The 17,256-nt window shown below is 59.0% G+C and carries 14 protein-coding genes and 2 pseudogenes; 8 read left to right on the top strand and 8 right to left on the bottom strand.

Going from position 1 to position 17,256, the window contains the following annotated elements:
- Positions 1-274 precede the first annotated feature (274 nt).
- Positions 275-1,108 (top strand): SMP-30/gluconolactonase/LRE family protein, encoded by an 834-nt coding sequence (locus J2X71_RS09885; protein WP_310381737.1) that lies wholly within the window; start codon positions 275-277, stop codon positions 1,106-1,108.
- A 32-nt stretch (positions 1,109-1,140) separates the two neighbouring features.
- On the opposite strand, the gene J2X71_RS09880 is transcribed toward J2X71_RS09885, so the two are convergent.
- Complete coding sequence (locus J2X71_RS09880; RefSeq protein WP_405049692.1) at positions 1,141-1,434, bottom strand: FCD domain-containing protein; 294 nt, start codon at positions 1,432-1,434, stop codon at positions 1,141-1,143.
- 40 nt (positions 1,435-1,474) lie between these two features.
- Here J2X71_RS09880 and J2X71_RS09875 point away from each other — a divergent pair.
- Together J2X71_RS09875 and J2X71_RS09870 are read left to right on the top strand one after the other, a co-directional pair.
- Positions 1,475-1,729 (top strand): annotated as a pseudogene (locus tag J2X71_RS09875) (dihydroxy-acid dehydratase); the annotation flags it as partial.
- Positions 1,730-1,746: 17 nt separating this feature from the next.
- A pseudogene (locus J2X71_RS09870) lies at positions 1,747-2,468 on the top strand (ribonuclease activity regulator RraA).
- Between the two features lie 28 nt (positions 2,469-2,496).
- Here J2X71_RS09870 and J2X71_RS09865 read toward each other — a convergent pair.
- From J2X71_RS09865 to ltnD, 7 genes are all read right to left on the bottom strand, one after another.
- Positions 2,497-3,396: a carbohydrate ABC transporter permease gene (locus tag J2X71_RS09865; protein ID WP_310381734.1), complete on the bottom strand. Its 900-nt coding sequence runs from the start codon at positions 3,394-3,396 to the stop codon at positions 2,497-2,499.
- 109 nt (positions 3,397-3,505) lie between these two features.
- A complete protein-coding gene (locus tag J2X71_RS09860; RefSeq protein WP_310381732.1) occupies positions 3,506-4,438 on the bottom strand; it encodes a sugar ABC transporter permease in 933 nt (310 codons plus the stop codon).
- Between the two features lie 81 nt (positions 4,439-4,519).
- On the bottom strand, positions 4,520-5,824 hold the full coding sequence (locus J2X71_RS09855; RefSeq protein WP_310381730.1) for an ABC transporter substrate-binding protein: 1,305 nt from the start codon (positions 5,822-5,824) through the stop codon (positions 4,520-4,522).
- A 151-nt stretch (positions 5,825-5,975) separates the two neighbouring features.
- Positions 5,976-7,043 carry a sn-glycerol-3-phosphate ABC transporter ATP-binding protein UgpC gene (locus J2X71_RS09850; RefSeq protein WP_310381728.1) on the bottom strand — a complete coding sequence of 356 codons (1,068 nt, stop codon included), beginning with the start codon at positions 7,041-7,043 and terminating at the stop codon, positions 5,976-5,978.
- A gap of 77 nt (positions 7,044-7,120) precedes the next feature.
- Positions 7,121-7,894, bottom strand: coding sequence for an SDR family oxidoreductase (locus tag J2X71_RS09845; RefSeq protein ID WP_310381726.1), 774 nt, complete (start codon positions 7,892-7,894; stop codon positions 7,121-7,123).
- Entirely contained in the window at positions 7,891-8,877 is a 987-nt protein-coding gene (denD, locus tag J2X71_RS09840) for a D-erythronate dehydrogenase (protein WP_310381724.1), read from the bottom strand. Before denD ends, J2X71_RS09845 begins: the two co-directional genes overlap by 4 nt.
- Positions 8,878-9,154: 277 nt before the next feature.
- Positions 9,155-10,081: an L-threonate dehydrogenase gene (gene ltnD / locus J2X71_RS09835; RefSeq protein ID WP_310381722.1), complete on the bottom strand. Its 927-nt coding sequence runs from the start codon at positions 10,079-10,081 to the stop codon at positions 9,155-9,157.
- A 153-nt stretch (positions 10,082-10,234) separates the two neighbouring features.
- Between ltnD and J2X71_RS09830 the strand changes: the two genes are divergently transcribed.
- The 5 genes from J2X71_RS09830 (at position 10,235) to J2X71_RS09810 (ending at position 17,255) form a co-directional block, all read left to right on the top strand.
- Complete coding sequence (locus J2X71_RS09830; RefSeq protein ID WP_310381720.1) at positions 10,235-11,230, top strand: LacI family DNA-binding transcriptional regulator; 996 nt, start codon at positions 10,235-10,237, stop codon at positions 11,228-11,230.
- A 171-nt stretch (positions 11,231-11,401) separates the two neighbouring features.
- Positions 11,402-12,325 carry an ArsR family transcriptional regulator gene (locus J2X71_RS09825; RefSeq protein ID WP_310381718.1) on the top strand — a complete coding sequence of 308 codons (924 nt, stop codon included), beginning with the start codon at positions 11,402-11,404 and terminating at the stop codon, positions 12,323-12,325.
- 206 nt (positions 12,326-12,531) lie between these two features.
- Positions 12,532-14,040: an alpha-N-arabinofuranosidase gene (locus J2X71_RS09820; protein ID WP_310381716.1), complete on the top strand. Its 1,509-nt coding sequence runs from the start codon at positions 12,532-12,534 to the stop codon at positions 14,038-14,040.
- Between the two features lie 196 nt (positions 14,041-14,236).
- The gene (locus tag J2X71_RS09815) at positions 14,237-16,141 is read left to right on the top strand and encodes an ABC transporter substrate-binding protein (protein WP_310381713.1); all 1,905 of its coding nucleotides are present in this window, start codon (positions 14,237-14,239) and stop codon (positions 16,139-16,141) included.
- Between the two features lie 109 nt (positions 16,142-16,250).
- Positions 16,251-17,255 (top strand): ABC transporter permease, encoded by a 1,005-nt coding sequence (locus tag J2X71_RS09810; RefSeq protein ID WP_310381711.1) that lies wholly within the window; start codon positions 16,251-16,253, stop codon positions 17,253-17,255.
- Position 17,256: the final 1 nt, after the last annotated feature.

The following is a 17,256-nucleotide window of genomic DNA, read 5'->3' as shown; positions in this document are numbered from 1 at the left end:
TTCGGGCCGCGCTCGCAATAAGTCGCGATCCTCACGCCTGCCAACCAGCCAGCACTCTCTCACCTTTTTTCAGTTCACCCCCGGTTCGGCAAGTGACCGCATACCAACGCAAATCGTATTGATATATTGATGCATTAGTCTTTAGAATCTCCTTGCGTAGCATATTGTGGTGTTGGAGGTCTTTATGGATCAGAACCGAGATCCGGCGTCCGAAGGACCTCATTAGCGGCCTTTCCGGTGAAAAAGTGGGCGGTGAGGCAAGCCTGGGAGCAAAATGAAGATCACATTCGAAGTCTTCTCCGACCACTGGGCGCATCTCGGCGAGAGCCCGGTCTGGTCGGAGAATGAAAATTGCATCTGGTGGGTTGATACCGATGGCCGCAGGCTGCTTCGCACCGATTCGGCAACCGGCAAGACCTCGACATGGGACGCACCCGAAGCAGTCGGCTGCATCGCGTTGCGGACAGATGGAACGTTGCTCGCAGGCCTTGCGACCGGCATTTTCCTCTTTGATCAGCGGACAGGCCTGTTCAAGCGCGTCTGCGCGCCGGAAAGCCGCGCTGATGTCCGCTTCAACGATGGGACGCTCGACCCCGCCGGCCGGCTCTGGGCCGGCACGATGCAGCGGGAGATGGCAGCGCCAGCGGGAGCAATCTTCTGCATCGAGCCCGATTTTAGCCACCGCCGGGTCTTCGAAGATTTCTGGACGCCGAATGGCCTGGCCTTCGATCCGATACGGCAGAGAATGTATTTTTCCGATTCCCATCCTTCGGTTCAGGTCATCTGGACCTGCGACTACGATCTCGCCACCGGCACGCCGTCCAACCGGCGGGTCTTTGCGACCACGCATGCCTTTGCTGGACGGCCCGATGGCGCATTCGTCGATGAGGACGGCGTCTACTGGATTGCCGGTGTCGGCGGCTCGCAGTTGCTGCGCTTTGCGCCATCGGGTGAGCCGCTTGAGCCGGTGGAGCTACCGGTAACCCACCCGACCAAGCTCGTGATGAACCGGACAATGCCGCGCACGGTCTTCGTCACCACGCGACGCATGGCTGATCCGGATCAGAGCGACGCCTCCGGCCATCTCCTGCGCTGCCTGCTTGCCTGAGGCTGCCCTTAGCGCCGGACGAAATCGGGATATTATTCGCAGATGAGATCGATGATCGACAGCGTGCCGGACAGGTGCTTGCGCATGGCCGCGACCGCCTTTTCAGGCTCGCCGGAGCGAACCGCTTCAATGATCGTACGATGATCGGCAAGCACCGTCTCCAACTTGCCGGGCATCGGCAGGTTGAGGCGGCGCAGCCGGTCGAGATGGACGCTCAGACGCCGCATCGTTGCCCAGAGGCCCAGAATGCCGCTGCGCTCAAAGAGCACGCGATGGAAATCCCTGTCGAATGAATCGAACTGGTCAAACTCATCCGCCGAGGCCACCGTCTCCTGTTGCCGAAGTACCCGCTCCAATACGTGCGCCGTCGGCGGCCCGCTCGCTTTGTTGAAAACCGGCGATATCGTTCGCCTCGATCTCGAAGCCCGCCGAATCGACATGCTTGTCGACGATGAGGAACTGGCCCGCCGCCGTGCCGCCTGGCTCAAGCCGGCGGAAAAGTTCGGCCGCGGCTACGGCTGGATGTTTGCCCGCCACATCGCCCAGGGCGATGCGGGCTGCGATTTCGATTTTCTGGAAACCGGCTTTGGCCCCACTCCAGGCGAGCCGGATATCTATTGATTTCAGGAGGACAAGACATGACCATCACTTTGAGCCAGCAGACGCGTGAGAAGCTGAAGGGCGTTTCGACCGCAACCCTTTGTGCCGCTCTTTTCAAACGCGGCCTGCGCAACCAGTTCATCCAGGATGTGCGCCCGCTCTCGCAGAAGAAGACCAACATGGTCGGCCAGGCTTTCACGCTGCGCTATATCCCGGCGCGCGAAGACCTGAACACGCTTGATGTCTTCCGCAATCCGGAACATCCCAGCGCGCCGCCGTCGAGCGCTGCCCGCCGGGCGCCGTGTTGATCATGGACAGCCGGCGGGATGCGCGTGCTGCCTCCGCCGGCTCGATTCTCGTCTCGCGCCTGCAGGTGCGCGGCGTTGCCGGCGTCGTTACCGACGGTGGTTTCCGCGACAGCCCCGAAATCGCCGGTCTCGATATTCCCGCCTATCACCACCGGCCATCGGCGCCGACCAACCTGACCCTGCATCAGGCGATCGAGATCAATGTTCCGATCGGCTGCGGCGATGTTCCTGTCTTCCCCGGCGACGTCGTGGTCGGCGACAATGAGGGCGTCGTGGTCATCCCCCTGCATCTTGCCGAGGAAATCGCCAACGAGGCCGTCGAGATGACGGCCTACGAGGATTTCGTTACCGAGGAGGTGCTCGGCGGCGCGACCATCATCGGGCTCTATCCGGCGACCAGCGAAGCACCGCGCGAAATGTTTGCGGAATGGCGCAAGAAGAATAACCGGTAGGCGCGGAAAGGAGCAGCTTTGCCCTTTTTCATTCCTTGACCGCGCCTGTCATCGACGAGACGTAATAGTCCACGAAGAACGAGTAGAGGATGACGACGGGCAGCGAGCCGAAGAGAGCTCCCGCCATAAGCGATCCCCATTCGAACACATCGCCGCGCACCAACTCCGTCAGCACGCCAACGGGGATCGTCTTGTTCTCCGACGACTGGATGAAGGTCAGGGCGTAGATGAACTCGTTCCACGACAGGGTGAAGGCGAAGATGCCGGCCGAGATCAGGCCGGGCACTGCCAATGGCAGGATGATCTTCGTCAGAATCTGCCAGCGATTGGCGCCATCCACCAGTGCGCTTTCCTCCAGCTCGAACGGGATCGAGCGGAAGTAACCCATCAGAAGCCAGGTGCAGAAGGGAATGAGGAAGGTTGGATAGGTGAAGATCAGCGCGAACCGCGAGTCATAGATCCCGAGCTTGAAGACGATGAAGGCAAGCGGGATGAACAGGATCGATGGCGGCACGAGATAGGCGAGGAAGATGACGAGGCCGACGGAACGGGAGCCGGTGAAGCGCACGCGCTCGATTGCATAGGCACCGAAGACCGATGCAACAAGCGACAGAAAGGTCGAGCAGACTGCGACCAGGATCGTGTTCCACATCCAGCCCGGATAGGACGTTTCAAGGAACAGATATTTGATATGTGCAAGCGTCGGCCCGACCACCCAGAACGGGCTGTAATTGCTATAGTCGGTCAGTTGTTCGTTCGGCTTCACCGCGGTGACCGCCATCCAGTAGAATGGGAAGAGCAGCACGAAGACGAAAACCGCCATCGGCAGGTAGAGCATCACCACCCGCCGTGGCAGGCGGTTCAGGTAGCTCATGCCTTCGGCATTGTCGGTCAGGACGACATTGGCGGTGTTGGAATTGGTCGACATATCTTCCTCCCTGGAGCATTTCCGTCTCTTCGATCCATGGAAATGCCCTGTCTCTTTGTTTTCACGCAATTCCGACGCAAGACCGCTGCACGCTTTTGCTGGAATTTCCCTAATCCTGTCCGCCCTGCTGCCATTTGCGGCGCTGCAGGCCAAAGAAGCTGAACATGATCGCGCCGAGCAGGAAGGGGATCATCGCGACTGCGATCGCGGCACCCTCGCCGAGCTGGCCGCCGGGAATTCCGCGCTGAAAGGACAATGTTGCCATCAGATGCGTGGCGTTGACCGGCCCGCCCTTGGTCAGCACGTAGATGAGCTGGAAATCCGTGAAGGTGAAGAGCACTGAGAATGTCATCACGACGGCGATAATCGGCGTCAGCATCGGCAGCGTCACATAGCGGAAGCGCTGCCAGCTGGTCGCCCCGTCAAGCGACGCTGCCTCCTGCAGCGAGACCGGAATGGTCTGCAGGCCGGCAAGCAGCGAGATCGCCACGAAGGGAATGCCGCGCCAGACATTGGCGATAATGACTGAAATGCGCGCATTTGTGGGATCACCGAGGAAGTTGATCGGCGCGTCGATGAGACCAAGCTCCATCAGCGACCAGGAAATGATCGAAAACTGGGAATCGTAGATCCACCAGAAGGCCAGGCCGGACAAAACGGTCGGCACGACCCAGGGCAGAAGCACGATCGCCCGGAAGAAGCTCTTGAACGGCAAATGTTGGTTCAGAAGCAGCGCCAGCCAGAGACCAAGCACGAATTTCAGTATCGAAGCGACGAAGGTGTAGAGGACGGTGTTGAAGACCGACAGCCAGAAGACGTCATCCTCCATCAGGTATTGGTAGTTCTCCAACCCGATGAAGATACCGTCGCGGCCGATGCGCGTATCGGTGAAGCCGAGCCAGACGCCGAGCCCCAGCGGATAGGTCAGGAAGCAGACTAGGAAGACCGCCGCCGGCAGCATGAACAGGAAGCCGAGCACGTTGTTGTTCTGCAGGAGCGAGGATGTCGGTCCGCGCGTATCCCCGGAATTCACCGTCGACATTGCTTATCTCCAGATTGCGATATGCCTTAGAGACCTGCGGCACGTCGTTTCCGGCATGCCGCAAGTCTTTGAAAAATGGGATCAAACGCGATAGTAGCGGTTTGCCCGGCGCTCGGCCTCTTTCATTGCATCCTCTGGCGACCTCTGGCCGGTGACGGCCGCGGCATACATGTCGACCAGCACGTAGTCGGCCATGGTCGCGGCCGAGGCATAGCCGAGCGGGCCGGCATAGCCGTTCGGGCGCAGCTTTTCCGAGGCGCGCGCGTAAGGCGCATGGATCGGATCAGCAGTCCAGATCGGGTTCTTGGCGAATTCCTTGAGCGGCTGGCAGCAATAGGCGCTGGAGCCCTGGATCCAGGCATTCATCTGATCGGCTTCCATCATGAACTTGATGTAAGCCTTTGCTGCTTCAGGATATTTGCTGTGCTTGAAGAGAAGCAGCGAACTTGTCTGGTAAAGCTCGACGCTCTGGCCGACCGGGCCGATCGGGAAGTTCGTCGTGCGAATGTCCTTGGTGATTTCTGCAAGCTTGGGATCGCTCTTTGCGGTGTAGTAGACCGACACACCGTTGGCGATCAGCGAAACCTGGCCGGCGAGGAAGGCGCGGTTGTTGTTGACGTCCTGCCAGCTTTCCGTGCCCGGAATGAAGGTCGCATAGAGCTCCTTGGCATAATTGATCGAAGCCAGCGTTTCCGGGCTGTTGATCGTCACCTTGCCGCCTTCGTCGACCATCTTGCCGCCGTGGCTCCAGAGCAGCCAATGGGCATAGTTGTTTCCGTCGCCGACGGCCTTGCCGTGCGGGAAGCCGGCGGGCGTGCCCTTAGCCTTCATCGCCTTGCAAAGCTCAAGGAAGCCTGCGGTATCCTTGGGGAATTCGCTGAAGCCCGCCGCCTTCACATGACTGTCGCGATAGACCACGGCATTGCCGATCGCCGTCAACGGCATGGCGATGAATGTATCTCCGCGCGAGGCATAACCTTTGACGCCATCGTACCAGCCGCCATATTTGTTGCCGAGATAGTTGGCGAGCTCGGTCAGGTCGACCAGCTTGTCCGGATACTGATGAGCATCATCGAACCAGCACATGATGAGATCCGGACCGGAACCGACATTGGCCGCAACCGCAGCTTTTGGGCGAATGTCCTCCCAGCTCTCCTTGTCGATGCGCACCTCGACACCGGTCGCCTCAGTGAATTTCTTGGTGTTTGCAAGCCAGGCTTCCTCATCGCCTTTCACGAAGGGTGTCCAGCGCAGCAGCCGCAGGCTCGCGCCGCTTTCCGGCTTATAAGCCGGTTCGGCCTGTGCGAAAGAAGGCCTGATGCCCAGACCGGCGATGCCGGCTGCGGCTGCCGAAGCAGCAAGAAATTCACGTCTCTTGATCGTCATGATATTCCTCCTCCTTGAAAAACGCGGGAGAGAATTCTCCGACATTCATCTCCCGCTTGATGAACGACGGTATCTGCATCCGGAATGGGATGCCTGCCATCTGGCGACTGAACGGGAAGACTCCTCCTCTCCCGCGCACCGCCTGAAGGCGTCAGCTGGTTAATCTCCGGCCACCTTCGGCATCGAAGAGATGAACATGCGAGGCGTCGATTGCGACATTCAGGCTTTCGCCTGGGCGCGCGTTGACGCGTTCACGGAAGACGCAGTTGAGATCGCTGCCGCCGAACTTCAGCGTGAGATGCGTCTCGTAGCCGGTCGGCTCGATCACGACGATCTCGCCCGGCAGACCGCCCGCGTCGAGCGAAATATATTCCGGGCGGAGCCCATAGACGAGGTCACGCCCTTTTGCACTGTCCGGAGGATTGGCGACCGGTAGCGCCGTGCCGTCGGCGGCGATGAAACGTATGGGATTCTCGGGATCGAGCCTGCCCTTGATCATGTTCATCGCAGGTGAGCCGATGAAGCCGCCGACGAAGAGATTGGCCGGCTTGTCGTAGAGTTCCAGAGGCGAGCCCACCTGTTCGACAATCCCGTCATGCATGACGACGATCTTGTCGGCCATGGTCATCGCTTCGATCTGGTCGTGGGTGACGTAGACGGTGGTGGTCTTCAGCCGCTGGTGCAGTTCCTTGATCTCGGCGCGCATGGCGACACGCAGCTTTGCATCGAGATTGGAGAGCGGCTCATCGAAGAGGAAGACTTCCGGATCGCGCACGATGGCGCGGCCCATCGCGACACGCTGGCGCTGGCCGCCGGAAAGCTGGCGCGGATAGCGGTCGAGCAGTGCATCGAGCCCGAGAATGCCGGCGGCGTATTTCACGCGCTTTTCGGCTTCGGCCTTCGGCGCCCTGTTGAGCATCAGCGAAAAGCCCATGTTCTGCTGCACCGTCATATGCGGGTAAAGCGCGTAGTTTTGGAAGACCATGGCGATGTCGCGGTCCTTCGGCGGCAAAGCGTTCACCACCCGCCCGCCGATCCGGATTTCGCCGGCGGAGATATTTTCCAGCCCCGCCAGCATGCGCAGCAGCGTGGACTTGCCGCAGCCGGAAGGCCCGACCAGGATCACGAACTCCCCGTCGGCAATATCGATGTTCACGCCTTTGATGACCGGAAACGCACCGAACGATTTGCGGACATCCGCGAATTGAACGCCTGCCATACTCCCTCCTCCCAGATATCGAGCATTACACGCTATGTATACGCATTCTCGCGGCTTTTTCGGCCAAACACCGCCAGTTATCCACGCCCGACAAAGGGCATTTTCGTCGCCATCACAGTCATCGTCAGCACGTTGGCGCTGAGCGGCAGGCCCGCCATATAGACGACCGCATCGGCGATATGGGCAGGATTGATGGTCGCCTCCGCGGCAGTCGTACCATTGGCCTGAAGAACGCCGGCGGCGATCCTTTTTGTCATGTCGCTTGCCGCATTGCCGATATCAATCTGGCCGCACGCGATGTCGAATTCGCGCCCATCAAGCGCGGTCGATTTCGTCAGGCCGGTGATGGCGTGTTTGGTCGCCGTATAGGGCGAGGAATTGGGGCGTGGCGTCGTTGCCGAAACCGAGCCATTATTAATGATGCGGCCGCCACGTGGTGTCTGGCTCTTCATCAGCCTGAACGCCTGTTGCGTGCAGAGGAAGGCGCCTGTCAGATTGGCCGCGACGATGGCGCTCCAGTCTTCGAACGACACATCCTCCAGCGGCATGCCCGGCACCGAGACACCGGCATTGTTGACCAGCAGATCGAGGCGGCCATGCTGATTTGCGATCGCATCGAACAAGGCTCTGACCGAGACCGGATCGCCGACATCGGCCCGGATTGCGGTAACTTCCGCACCCGTCTCGCTGCCGAGTTCGGCGGCGGCTTTTTGGAGAATCTCGGCACGCCGTCCCGAGATCACGACCCTGTAGCCGGCAGCCGCGAGCCCCTTTGCGATCGCGCGACCGATGCCCGTGCCGCCACCGGTCACCAGGGCAATCTTCGATTGCGTGCCGGTACTTTCACTCATGCAATCCTCCCGCCGAGTTCATCCTCGATATGCACCTGCAGGATCTCGTCAAAACTCGTCTCCGCCTTGAAGCCGAGCGCGGACGCTCTCTTCGCATCGAACTGCGTCGGCCAACCGGCCACGATGCGTTCGATCACCGGGTCGGTCTCGTGCTTGATCAGCGCAACGGCCTTGTCGCCCGCAATCCGGCGCAACGCTTCGATCTCTTCCGAAACCAGGGCCGAGAGGCCCGGCATGGTCAGGTTGCGCCGCGACCCCACCTTTGCCGTGTCGATCCTCGCCGCGTGAACGAAGAAACCGACTGCCGCCCGCGGGCTTGCGAACCAGTGCCGGACGTTATCGCTGACCGGCAGCACCGCTGGCTTGCCGGCGAGTGGCTCACGCAGAATATTGGAGAAGAAGCCGGAGGCCGCCTTGTTCGGTACGCCCGGCCGCACGCAGATCGTCGGCAGGCGAATACCGATGCCATCGAAAATGCCACGGCGCGAATAATCGGCAAGCAGCAACTCGGCAATTGCCTTCTGGGTGCCGTAGCTCGTCAGCGGCGTGGAAAAGAATTCGTCCGGAATGACATCAGGAAAAGGCGTGCCGAACACGGCGATAGAGGAGGCGAAGACTACGCGCGGCACATAGGCGGACTTCAGGCCCTGGTGGCGGATCGCCTCGAACAGAGCGCGCACACCATCGAGATTGACGGCATAGCCTTTATCGAAATCGGCCTCCGCCTCACCGGAAACGATCGCCGCCAGATGAAAAATCAGACCGGGCCGGGTCTCGATCAGCTTTTCGGCGACACCTGTCTGGGCGAGGTCGATCGTCAGGGTGCTTGACACGGACCGAAGCGCCTCGGGCACCGGCGGCTGAACTGCATCGACCAGCGTCAGTCGGCTGATCGCGGCGCCAAGCACACTAGGCTCGCGGGCAATTCTTTCGACCAGCTTGCGACCGATCATGCCTGCCGCACCCAAAATCATCACATGCATATTGGCTTACCTCCCAGCGCTGCCGGCGTCATTTTTTCGAGACGATCTCGATGTTTGATCGGAATCCCTTCTCCCCAGTCGGATTCCGCGCACGTCACGCGAGGCGCAACGCCATCTACTCCTTCAAGTTTTCCACTGCCTCAGACCGATACTCCGGAACGTTAGCGATCAGACGAAACCAAACAAAACTGCAACCTGCAGGTAAACTTACCTCGCATGATCTGCGGATGGTAGCAATCGAACATAAGTCTCATGCGCATTTTGCCCAGTGCCGCCATCAACCTATAACCGTCATGCCCGGCAGGACGACACCGCTCTTTTCAGCGAGGATCTTTGCCACCGCGGCATCATCTTCGAGGCCGAGACCAGCATCGGACGCTTGCCGGAAGAGATCGAGCGCGGTCGCCGCGAGCGGTGTAACTGCGCCTGCCCGATCTGCTTCAGAGGTGACGATGCCGAGATCCTTGACGAAGATGTCGACTGCCGAGCGCGGTGCATAGTCACCCGAGACGATATGCTCGCCCCGGTTCTCGAACATCCAGGAGGACCCGGCCGAAACCCGCAACACATCGTAGAGCGTCTTCAGGTCGATCCCGGTCTTGGCCGCAAACGTCATCGCCTCAGCCGTCACGGCGATATGCACCCCGGCGAGGAGCTGGTTGATCATCTTCACCTGCGAGCCGAGACCAGGCCTGTCCCCCAGCCGGAAGACCTTGCCGGAGACCGCATCGAGCGCCTGTTTGGCACGCGCGAAAGCTTCCGGCGAACCAGAACCCATGACGACCATCTCTCCGGAAAGTGCCTTGGCGTGACCGCCGGAAACCGGCGCGTCGACGACAAGCATGCCGGCGGTTTCGAGCCGATCGGCAATCGCGACCGTGGCGCTCGGCGCCATGGTGGTGCAAAGCAGGAAGACGGTGCCGGCACGAGCCGTCTCCAGCGCGCCGCCAGGCCCGAACAACACCTGCTCGGTCTGGCTGCTGTTGACGACAAACACGAAAACCGTGTCGGCTGTACTGGCAGCTTCAGACGGGGTTTTACACGATTTGCCGCCGGCCTGTGAAAAGCGCTGGAGAACATCCTGGCGAACATCGCATCCGTTGACGAAAAATCCTGCCCGCAAGAGGGACAGGGCAGCACCCCATCCCATCGAACCGAGGCCGATGACTGCAGCCCTGCCGACGTCCTGCAAAGTTCTCTTCATAATACCAATCCGTCGATTGATCTTGTGTTACCGATACCGGTATCGATACCAAGCGCTAGAATCGCTACAAATGTCAAGCGCCGCCAGTTCCACTTCAACCGCAACAAGCTTATGAATACTGGCGCGGCAGACGCCCTGCTATCGGGAGATCCCTTGCATACGCACAAATCCACTCTGGAAGAGGTCGCTGCGGCAGCCGGCGTCAGCAAGATGACTGCATCGCGAGCCCTACGCGGCGCGCCCGACGTCTCGATAAAAACGCGGGACAAGGTGCTGCAAGCGGCCGAGCGGCTGAATTATCTCGGCAATCGCTTGGCTCTGTCGCTGTCATCGCAGCGAACCGACCTTGTCGCCGTCGTGGTTCCGAGCATGTCCAACATCGTCTTTCCCGAAGTCCTTGCCGGCATCTCGACCGGCCTGGAAGGGTCGGGCATGCAGGCCGTATTCGGCATTTCCGATTACGATGTGACTAAGGAGCGCAACGTTATCAGAGACATGCTGTCCTGGCGGCCTTCTGCCATCATCGTCACGGGTCTGGACCAGCCGGATGAGACCGTGAGGATGTTGAAGAACGCGGCTATTCCCGTCATTCAAATCATGGACCTCGATGGCACGCCGATCGATTTCAATGTCGGACTCTCGCACGGCAAGGCGGGTGAGGAGATGGCAAGCGCACTGCTTGCGGCCGGCCGGAAGCGTTTCGGCTACATCGGCAGTGCACTGGACCGGGACTTGCGTGCGGCAAAACGCAAAGCCGGCTTCGAGCGCGTCCTGCATGAAAACCGTCTCGCCTTCATCGGGCAAAGGCTTGGCGACACCCTTTCCTCCGTTGGTCTCGGCAAATATCTGACGCACCAGCTGTTGAGTGCCGAGCCGAGCCTCGACTGCATCTATTATTCCAACGACGACATGGCGGCCGGAGGCGCATTCGCTATCATGGAGGCTTCTCGCACCGACGACATTCTGATGGCAGGCTTCAACGGATTGGAACTCGCGGCCGCGCTTCCCTTGAGGATCGCCACATCCAGATCACCCCGCCGTATGATCGGCGAAGTCGCAGCGCGTCTGGCACGTGGCACCATGGCGCCGGACGCTCCATCGGTCAGCAAGATCACCGCCTTCGTCCCCGAGATTACGGGCATTGTGTAGCCCCCACTTGAGATCCGGCAGCCAATTGGAGACGGCTGCGGAGAAAACGGGCCTATTATTTAAACGAATCCTGAGATTTAAATCAGAGAAATCGATTCATATCCGCCTCTGACAGCTTGCTGTATCAGCATTGTCGATATAAAGCCGTGTGTGACGCAGCATGGAGTAATCATGGAACGCTCGTTTTTGACGATCGATGCCGGAGTCAATGACACCGTTATCAAAGCTCTCTCTGCGCCAGGACGCCTGCAGCTCCTCAAACTTTTATGCTCAAAGGGCCCCATGAACGTCAACGACATTGCCCGAGCTCTGTCGCTGCCGCAGTCAACCGTCGCAACCGGCATTCAAATTCTGGAAAATGTGGGATTGGTCGAATCTCGCCTTGCCAAAGGCCGGAAGGGCAATCAGAAGATCTGTTCCGCAGTTTATGATGAAATCCTCATCAGCTTCGAGGACAAGTCCGTCAACAAGGTAGACGACGTCATCGAGGTTGAGATGCCGGTTGGGCTCTATACGAGTTGCGACATCCACGCCCCTTGTGGCCTTTGCTCAAGCGACAGTGTAATCGGCCTGCTCGACGTTCCTGACTATTTCCTTGATCCACAGCGTATGCAGGCCGGTCTCGTGTGGTTCGGAAGGGGCTTTGTCGAATACAAGTTCCCGAACAATGCTAAGGTTTTGAACAAGGACGTGCGCGCCATCGAGTTTTCGATGGAACTGTCTTCAGAAGTACCGGGAACCAATCCCGACTGGCCCTCCGACATCACGCTTTGGGTCAATGGAATGCCGGTCGGCACATGGACTTCCCCGGGCGACTATGGCGACAAGCGCGGGGCCTATACGCCTGACTGGTGGAAGCTTAAAGGCTCCCAATATGGCAACCTGAAAACCTGGCGTATCTCCACACGAGGCACATTCATCGACGGCGTCTCAACCTCCAACGTCACGGTTGGAGACCTTGCCCTCGCGCAACATTCCTCGATCCGTCTGCGCGTCGGTATTGCCGAGAATGCCAGTCATACCGGCGGCGTGAATATATTCGGCCGTGGCTTTGGGAATCATGGCCGCGACATCGTTATGCGGCTCTACATTTAACGAACAATATCAGAAATCCTGATTTCAATATTGCGATATTTTTTTCGCCAAAAGACGGCAATTCCGATCTAAATCACTGTGAACTAATAATTATTTCTGACACCCGAGCGGCGCATAGCACACGCGCTGTTCAATTGACTCCCTTCTATCAAGCCATCAAGATAACTGTATAAGAACGAAGAAATCGATATTTAAGGGAGGGTTCGTTGAAGGCGAATGTTGTCGTTCATCGCGATTTTCGGGTCGCGAACATTGATCCCAGACTTTATAGTTCGTTCCTTGAGCACCTCGGGAGAGCCGTTTACGGTGGCATATACGAGCCTGGGCATCCAACAGCCGATGCGGACGGTTTCCGGCGAGACGTGATCGATCTCGTGCAGCAACTCGATACGCCCTATTGCCGTTACCCCGGCGGCAATTTCGTTTCCGCCTACGATTGGCAAGATGGCATCGGCCCGCGTTCGGAGCGCCCTGTCCGTCTCGACCTTGCCTGGCGCACCCGTGAAAGCAACCAGATCGGCGTCAACGAATTCGTCGACTGGTGCAAGAAGGCGAAGACCGAACCGATGCTCGCCGTCAATCTCGGCTCGCGCGGGCTGGATTCGGCCCGCAATTTCCTCGAATATTGCAACCATCCCGGCGGCACCTACTGGTCGGACCTGCGTCGCAAGCATGGTTGGGAAGCGCCCCACAATGTCAAATTGTGGTGCCTCGGCAACGAAATGGACGGCCCCTGGCAGGTCGGACACAAGTCAGCGCATGAATATGGCCGGCTCGCCGACGAAACGGCAAAGGCAATGCGGAATTTCGACAAATCGCTGGAACTCGTGGTCTGCGGCTCATCGCATTCCGATATGAAAACTTATCCGGACTGGGAAGCGCAGGTCCTCGACGAGTGCTATGATAGCGCCGACTATATTTCGCTGCATATGTATTTCGCAAACCGCGAGAAAAATACGCTCAATTATCTTGCCCGCACGACCAAGCTTGATCGTTACATCACCACCATCGGCGGCGTGATCGACTATATCAAGGCGAAGAAGCGGTCGAAGAAGACGATCGGCATTTCCTTCGACGAATGGAATGTCTGGTATCATTCCAACCAACAGGACAAGGATATTCTCGCGAAGAACGAGTGGCCCGATGCCCCACATCTTCTTGAAGACGTCTATAATTTCGAGGACGTGCTGCAGGTCGGCGGTATTCTCAATACCTTCATTCGCCGTTCGGATCGTGTGCGCATTGCCTGCATTGCCCAGCTCGTCAACGTCATCGCTCCGATCATGACCGAGAATGGCGGTCCGGCCTGGCGTCAGACGATCTACTACCCCTTCTATTTCGCATCAAAGTATGGCCGCGGATCGGCCCTGCAGCTCATCGCCGACGCGCCGACCTATGACTGCGACGAAGCAGACGACGTCCCCTATCTCGACGCATCAGCGGTCCTTTCCGATGACAGCCAGACGTTGACCTTCTTTGTCGTCAACCGTCATCCGCAAAACGCGCTTGACCTCGACGCCCGGCTGGATGGCTTTGCCAACGCCCGCGTGCTGGAACAGGTGGAGATGACGCATCCGGACCTGCAGGCCGTCAACACGGCTCGGCAGCCGGAGACAGTCGCCCCCGTCAAAGTCGAGAACGCGAAAATCGAGGATGGCAGATTGCGCGCAGCGCTAAAGCCCCAGTCCTACAGCGTCATCCGGCTGTCGGTCTGACACCTTTCCGGCCATCACACTCGTGCTGGCCTGGAGAATATCCGCTCGCTGCGAGGAGGCAGCCGAGCCGGAGGAATGGTTCGCAGAAGCATCGGACCTGACAAGCGCAAGTCCCAATGCTGCTACGAACCCAAAACCGCGACGTCCCATGCGTCCATTGCGGCCGCGTGCTCGTCGCATTCAAAGGGAGGAGATTATGCAGCATTGGAAGAAGCTTGCATTCGGCGTCGCCTTGGCGACGCTCGGCCTGATGGCCGCGGCTAAGGCTGATGACTATAAATCCTTGCCTCGCAAGGACACCCTCATCGTCGAAAATCCGGAAGGCACTATCAAGAATCCCGGCTGGTTCAATATTTGGGTCAACGGCGGCGGCGGCGTTTCAACCGGCCTGCAGCAATTGACCATGGACACGCTCTGGTACATCGATCCGGAAAAAGGTCTCGGCGGCTCAACCTGGGACAACTCCCTTGCCGCCGACAAACCGCAATATAATGCCGACTTCACCGAGATGACGGTGAAGCTGCGCAAGGGGCTCTACTGGAGCGACGGCGTGGAATTCACCGCCGACGACCTTGTCTATACGGTCAAGACGCAGATGGACCATCCCGGCATGGTCTGGAGTGCTGCCTTTTCCGTGCAGGTGGCAAGCGTTGAAGCGACCGATCCCTATACGGTCGTCTTCAAGCTGAAGAAGCCCAATTCGCGCTTCCACGCCATTTTCACCGTTCGCTGGAACGGCGCCTGGATCATGCCCAAGCATGTCTTCGAGAAGGTGGCCGATCCGCTGCGCTATGATTTCGCCAATCCGGTCTCACTCGGCGCCTACAAGCTCAAGGCCTATGACCCTCAGGGCCAATGGTATACCTGGGAGAAGCGGGACGACTGGCAGCGGACATCACTTGCACGCTTCGGCGAGCCGGCTCCGAAATATGTAACCTATGTCGATCCCGGCCCGCCGGATAAACGCACCATCGCGCAGCTCGAGCACAATCTCGATATCATTCACGACAATACGCCGGAGGGCATGTTCACCCTCAAGGAGAAGTCCAAGACGATCGATACCTGGTTCCCGGGCTTCCCCTTCGCCCATCCGGATCCGACACTTCCGGCTGTGATTTTCAACACCCAGGATCCGCCATTCGACAATGCCGATGTGCGCTGGGCGCTGGCCCTCTTGATCGACATCAAGGCCGTTGACATGGCAAGCTACCGTGGCGCTGCGACGCTCTCGGCGCTCGGCGTGCCGCCGACGGCGGCCACCATGAAAGACTATCAGGCGCCGATGCAGGATTGGCTGAAGAATTTCGAGGTTGATACCGGCAAACGAAAGATTAAGCCCTATGATCCCTCGGTCGGGCAACAGGTTGCCGATATCCTGCGCAAGCAGCCGAAGTTCAAGGACCAGATCCCGACCGATCCGGCGGCTATCAGCACGGCATTCGGCTACGGCTGGTGGAAACCGGATCCGCAGGCAGCAGCCGAACTTCTGGAAAAGGCAGGCTTCAAGAAAACCGGCGGCAAATGGATGACCCCGGACGGCCAACCGTTCAAGATCCGGATGACGGTTGAGGGCGACACGCGCTCCGTCTTCACCCGGGCAGGCACCCTGATCGCACAGCAATGGGCCTCTTTCGGCATCGACGCCAAAGCCGTGCCCGCCGCGAAACTGTGGCAGGTTGCACTGCAGCCCGGCGATTTCCAGGTGGCGATTGCCTGGAGCGTCGAGACCTGGGGCGGCGATCCCGACCTGTCGTTCTTCCTCGACAGCTGGCACTCGCAATTCGTGGCAAAGAAGGGTGACAATCAGCCGCCGCGCAACTGGCAGCGTTGGAGCAATCCGGAGCTCGACAAGATCATCGAAAGCATCCGCGGCATCAGCGCCGACGATCCGAAGGGCATTGAGCTCGGCAACGATTATCTGAAGCTGGTCGCCCGTGAAATGCCGACGATCCCGCTGATGTCCTACAACGTCTTCACCTCGATGGATACGACGTATTGGACCGGTTATCCGACGATATCAGACCCCTATACCGACCCGGTTCCGAATTGGGCGAATTCCAGGCTCATGATGGTCAAACTAAAGGCGGCACAACCGAAATAATCCTCCCAACGCCGGCGCGATCACGTCGCGCCGGCCCCCTATTGACGGGCATGCGCCCCATGTCCGTCAATCCTTTCGAAAAAGGGAACCAGAGAGGAACCACTGCTCTATGACGTCCTATCTGATCTTTGTGCTGAAGCGGTTCGGTCAGTTTCTGCTCGTTGTATTTCTTGGCGTGACCATAACATTCTTCGTCACCCACCTGACCCCGATCGATCCGGTCGAAGAAAGCATAGGCGCCATCACCCAGATGGGGCAGTCCGATCCGAATGCGATCGAACTGATGCGTCAGTCGCTTCGCGAACTCTACGGAATGGAAGGTTCGATCTGGCAGCAGTACCTGCATTTCTGGCTGCGGCTGGCGACCGGCGATCTCGGCCCCTCGCTTTCGGCTTTTCCGACACCGGTCACCACAATCATTCTGCGCTCCCTACCCTGGACTGTCGGGCTAATGACGGTGTCGACGCTGATCACCTTCGTGCTCGGCAATGCGATCGGCGCGCTTGCCGGCTACTACCGGAAGAATATGGTGCTGAAGGGCGTCAGCCTCGTCTTCATCGCCCTGCTGCCCATTCCCTATTATATCCTCGCCTTCGTCCTTCTCATTATCTTCGGCTATCTCTGGCCGGTGCTGCCGATCAATGGCGGCTACGAGATGAACGCCAATCTGGACCTCTCCTTCGCGCTGGTCCTCGATATCCTGAAACACTCCATCCTGCCGGCCCTGTCGCTGATCCTTGTAGGAGCTGGAAGCTGGCTGATCGGCATGCGCGCGCTGGTTTCCAACATCATCACCGATGATTACGTCGTCTTCGCCGAGCTTGGCGGCGTTCCCAAAAGGAAGATCCTCCGCTCCTACATCGCCCGCAACGCCATGGTGCCACAATTCACCGGGCTTGCCATGTCGCTCGGCGCGATCTTCAACGGCACGGTCATCACCGAAATCGTCTTCGGCTATCCCGGCATCGGCAACCTGCTGATCTCGGCGGTGCATGCCGGCGACTACAGCCTGGTGCTCGGCCTCAGCGCCTTGTCGATCGTCGGCGTCGCCGCCGCCGTCTTCATCATCGACATTCTGAGCCCGCTGATCGATCCGCGCATCAAGGTGGAATAGA

The organism is Rhizobium sp. 1399, assembly GCF_031455475.1.
In the GTDB taxonomy this organism is placed as follows: domain Bacteria; phylum Pseudomonadota; class Alphaproteobacteria; order Rhizobiales; family Rhizobiaceae; genus Rhizobium.
Note: the sequence above shows the minus strand (reverse complement) of the source record. Positions and strands in the feature narration are given on the sequence as shown.

Coding starts and splice junctions, on each gene's coding strand:
- J2X71_RS09815 (WP_310381713.1), top strand. CDS start 14,237: ATGCAGCATTGGAAGAAGCTTGCATTCGGCGTCGCCTTGGCGACGCTC.
- J2X71_RS09850 (WP_310381728.1), bottom strand. CDS start 7,043: ATGGCAGGCGTTCAATTCGCGGATGTCCGCAAATCGTTCGGTGCGTTT.
- denD (WP_310381724.1), bottom strand. CDS start 8,877: ATGCATGTGATGATTTTGGGTGCGGCAGGCATGATCGGTCGCAAGCTG.
- J2X71_RS09855 (WP_310381730.1), bottom strand. CDS start 5,824: ATGACGATCAAGAGACGTGAATTTCTTGCTGCTTCGGCAGCCGCAGCC.
- J2X71_RS09885 (WP_310381737.1), top strand. CDS start 275: ATGAAGATCACATTCGAAGTCTTCTCCGACCACTGGGCGCATCTCGGC.
- J2X71_RS09865 (WP_310381734.1), bottom strand. CDS start 3,396: ATGTCGACCAATTCCAACACCGCCAATGTCGTCCTGACCGACAATGCC.
- J2X71_RS09845 (WP_310381726.1), bottom strand. CDS start 7,894: ATGAGTGAAAGTACCGGCACGCAATCGAAGATTGCCCTGGTGACCGGT.
- ltnD (WP_310381722.1), bottom strand. CDS start 10,081: ATGAAGAGAACTTTGCAGGACGTCGGCAGGGCTGCAGTCATCGGCCTC.
- J2X71_RS09860 (WP_310381732.1), bottom strand. CDS start 4,438: ATGTCGACGGTGAATTCCGGGGATACGCGCGGACCGACATCCTCGCTC.
- J2X71_RS09810 (WP_310381711.1), top strand. CDS start 16,251: ATGACGTCCTATCTGATCTTTGTGCTGAAGCGGTTCGGTCAGTTTCTG.
- J2X71_RS09825 (WP_310381718.1), top strand. CDS start 11,402: ATGGAACGCTCGTTTTTGACGATCGATGCCGGAGTCAATGACACCGTT.